The 4,526-nt window shown below is 67.5% G+C and carries 1 protein-coding gene; it reads left to right on the forward strand.

Features of this window, described 5'->3' with window-relative positions; all coding sequences use genetic code 11:
- On the forward strand, nucleotides 1–4,526 hold a 4,526-nt coding region (locus tag ACEN88_RS25035; protein ID WP_413344038.1), incomplete at both ends, for a beta strand repeat-containing protein.

The following is a 4,526-nucleotide window of genomic DNA, read 5'->3' on the forward strand; positions in this document are numbered from 1 at the left end:
GCGACAAACAACGGCGCCGAAGTGCGCACGCTGTCCGGATCCGGCGCCGTGCTGCTGGGCGGCCAGACGTTGACGCTAACCAATGCCGGAGATACGTTCGCCGGCAGCATCCTTGGCTCGGGCGGGCTGACAATCGCGGGCGGCACGCAGGTGCTCAGCGGTACCAATACCTATAACGGCGCCACGTCGATCGACCAAGGCGGCGCACTGGCGCTGTCAGGTCCGGGCAGCATCGCTCTGTCCAGCGGTGTGGCCAACAACGGCGTGCTCGACATCGCGGCCACGGACAACGGCGCCGAAGTGCGCACGCTGTCTGGCTCCGGTGCTGTGTTGCTGGGCGGCCAGACGCTGACGCTGACGGATGCCGGCGATACGTTCGCCGGCAGCATCCACGGCTCGGGCGGTCTGACGATCGCGGGCGGCACGCAGATGCTCAGCGGTACCAATACCTATAACGGCGCCACCTCGATCGACCAAGGCGGCGCGCTGGCGTTGTCCGGGTCGGGCAGCATCGCTCTGTCCAGCGGCATCGCCAACAACGGTGTGTTCGATATCGCGGCCACGAACAACGGCGCCGAAGTGCGCTCGCTGTCCGGATCCGGTGCGGTGCTGCTGGGCGGCCAAACACTGACGCTGACCGATGCTGGCGATACGTTTGAGGGCAGCATTTACGGTTCGGGTGGTCTGACAATCGCGGGCGGCATCGAAACCCTGAGCGGTACCAATACCTACACCGGGGCCACGTCGATCGACCAGGGCGGTCTCACGCTGTCCGGTTCGGGCAGCATCGCTCTGTCCAGCGGCGTCGCCAACAACGGCGTGTTCGACATTGCCGCGACCGACAACGGCGCCGAAGTGCGCACGCTGTCCGGTTCCGGCGCCGTGCTGCTGGGTGGCCAGACGCTGACGTTGACCGATGCGCAGGACGTATTCGCCGGCAGCATCTACGGTTCGGGCGGGCTGACAATCGCGGGCGGCACGCAGGTGCTCAGCGGTACCAATACCTATACCGGCGCCACCTCGATCGACCAGGGCGGCGCACTGGCGCTGTCCGGCTCGGGCAGCATCGCTCTGTCCAGCGGCGTCGCCGACAACGGTGTGTTCGATATTGCCGCGACAAACAACGGCGCCGAAGTGCGCTCGCTGTCTGGCGCCGGTGCTGTATTGCTGGGCGGCCAAACGCTGACGCTGACCGATGCCGGTGATACGTTCGCCGGCAGCATCCATGGCTCGGGCGGGCTGACAATCGCGGGCGGCACCGAAACCCTGAGCGGTACTAACACCTATAACGGCGCCACCTCGATCGACCAGGGCGGCGCGCTGGCGCTGTCCGGCTCGGGCAGCATCGCGCTGTCCAGCGGCGTGGCCAACAACGGCGTGCTCGACATTGCCGCGACCGACAACGGCGCCGAAGTGCGCACGCTGTCCGGCTCCGGTGCTGTGCTCTTGGGTGGCCAGACGCTGACGCTGACGGATGCGCAGGACGTATTCGCCGGCAGCATTCACGGCTCGGGCGGCCTCGCGATCACGGGCGGTATCGAAACCCTGAGCGGTACCAACACCTATACCGGGGCCACGTTGATCGACCAAGGCGGTCTCGCGCTGGCGGGTTCGGGCAGTATCGCGCTGTCCAGCGGCGTGGCCAACAACGGCATGCTCGATATCGCGGCCACGAACAACGGCGCCGAAGTGCGCTCGCTGTCCGGATCCGGTGCGGTGCTGCTGGGCGGCCAAACACTGACGCTGACCGATGCTGGCGATACGTTTGCGGGCAGCATTTACGGTTCGGGTGGCCTGACAATCGCGGGCGGCATCGAAACCCTGAGCGGTACCAATACCTACACCGGGGCCACGTCGATCGACCAGGGCGGTCTCACGCTGTCCGGTTCGGGCAGCATCGCTCTGTCCAGCGGCGTCGCCAACAACGGCGTGTTCGACATCGCGGCCACGAACAACGGCGCCGAAGTGCGCTCGCTGTCAGGCTCCGGTGCTGTGCTGCTGGGCGGCCAAACATTGACACTGACGGATGCAGGCGATACGTTTTCGGGCAGCATCTACGGTTCGGGCGGCGTGACAATCGGTGGCGGCACCGAAGCTCTAACGGGTACCAATACCTATACCGGCGCCACGTCGATCGACCAGGGCGGCACGCTGGCGCTGTCCGGCTCGGGCGGCATCGCGCTGTCCAGCGGCGTGGCCAACAACGGCGTGTTCGACATCACGGCCACGGACAACGGTGCCGAAGTGCACTCGCTGTCCGGATCCGGTGCCGTGCTGCTGGGCGGCCAGACGTTGACGCTGACGGATGCCGGCGATGCGTTTGCGGGCAGTATCCACGGTTCGGGCGGTCTGACAATCGCGGGCGGCATCGAAACCCTGAGCGGTACCAATACCTATACCGGCGCCACGTCGATCGACCAAGGCGGTCTCGCGCTTTCCGGTTCGGGCAGCATCGCGCTGTCCAGCGGTGTAGCCAACAACGGCGTGTTCGACATCACGGCCACGGACAACGGTGCCGAAGTGCGCACGCTGTCCGGCTCCGGTGCCGTGCTGCTGGGCGGCCAGACGTTGACGCTGACGGATGCCGGCGATACGTTCGCCGGCAGCATCCTTGGCTCGGGCGGGCTGACAATCGCGGGCGGCACCGAAACCCTGAGCGGTACCAATACCTATAACGGCGCCACGTCGATCGACCAAGGCGGCGCGCTGTCGCTGTCCGGATCGGGCAGCATCGCTCTGTCCAGCGGCGTCGCCAACAACGGTGTGTTCGATATTGCCGCGACAAACAACGGCGCCGAAGTGCGCTCGCTGTCCGGCTCCGGTGCGGTGCTCTTGGGCGGCCAGACGTTGACGCTGACCGATGCCGGCGATACGTTCGCCGGCAGCATCCACGGTTCGGGCGGCCTGACAATCGCGGGCGGCACCGAAACCCTGAGCGGTACCAATACCTATTCAGGTGCCACCTCGATCGATCAGCGCGGCGCGCTGGCGCTGTCCGGTTCGGGCAGCATCGCGCTGTCCAGCGGCGTGGCCAACAACGGCGTGTTCGACATCACGGCCACGAACAACGGCGCCGAAGTGCGCTCGCTGTCCGGATCCGGTGCCGTGCTCGTGGGCGGCCAGACGCTGACGCTGACCAATGCTGGCGATACGTTTGCGGGCAGCATCCATGGTTCGGGCGGCCTGACGATCGCGGGCGGCATCGAAACGCTGACTGGTACCAACACCTATACCGGGGCCACGTTGATCGACCAAGGCGCGCTGGCGCTGTCCGGCTCGGGCAGCATCGCGCTGTCCAGCGGCGTCGCCAACAACGGTGTGTTCGATATTGCCGCGACAAACAACGGCGCCGAAGTGCGCTCGCTGTCCGGATCCGGCGCTGTGTTGCTGGGCGGCCAGACGCTGACGCTGACGGATGCAGGCGATACGTTTGCGGGCAGCATTTACGGCTCGGGCGGGCTGACGATCGCGGGCGGCATCGAAACTCTTACTGGTACCAATACCTATAATGGCGCCACGTCGATCGACCAGGGCGGCGCACTGGCGCTGTCCGGCTCGGGCAGCATCGCTCTGTCCAGCGGCGTGGCCAACAACGGCGTGCTCGACATCGCCGCCACGAACAACGGCGCCGAAGTGCGCTCGCTGTCCGGCTCCGGCGCCGTGCTGCTCGGCGGCCAGACGCTGACGCTGACGGATGCGCAGGACGTATTCGCCGGCAGCATTCACGGCTCGGGCGGCCTGACGATTGCGGCCGGCACCGAAACCCTGACGGGCGTGAATACGCACACCGGCACCACGGCGGTATCGCACGGTGCGACATTGGCCCTGGCCGGCAACGGCAGCATCGGCAACAGCCGCGTGCGGACCGATGGCACGCTGGACGTGTCGGCCAGCACGGGCGACGCGGCGGTCCAGAGCCTCGGCGGCTCCGGCGCCGTGCTGCTCGGCGGCCAGACCCTGACGCTGACCAATGCCGGCGATACGTTCGCCGGCAGCATCCACGGTTCAGGCGGTCTGACGATCGCGGCCGGCACCGAAACCCTGACGGGCGTGAATACGCACAGCGGCACCACGGCGGTATCGCACGGTGCGACATTGGCCCTGGCCGGCAACGGCAGCATCGGCAACAGCCGCGTGCAGACCGATGGTACGCTGGACGTGTCGGCCAGCACGGGCGGCGTGGCGTTCCAGAGCCTCGGCGGCTCCGGCGCCGTGCTGCTGGGCGGCCAGACGCTGACACTGACGGATGCGCAGGACGTATTCGCCGGCAGCATCCACGGTTCAGGCGGTCTGGCGATCGCGGCCGGCACCGAAACCCTGACGGGCGTGAACACGCACACCGGCGCCACGGCGGTATCGCAAGGCGCGACATTGGCCCTGGCCGGCAACGGCAGCATCGGCAACAGCCGCGTGCAGACCGATGGTACGCTGGACGTATCGGCCAGCACGGGCGGCGCGGCGGTCAAGAGCCTCGGCGGCTCCGGCGCCGTGCTGCTGGGCGGCCACACCCTGACGCTGACCGATGC

This window comes from Massilia sp. CT11-108, assembly GCF_047302915.1.
GTDB classification, from domain to species: Bacteria; Pseudomonadota; Gammaproteobacteria; order Burkholderiales; family Burkholderiaceae_D; genus Telluria; species Telluria orientalis.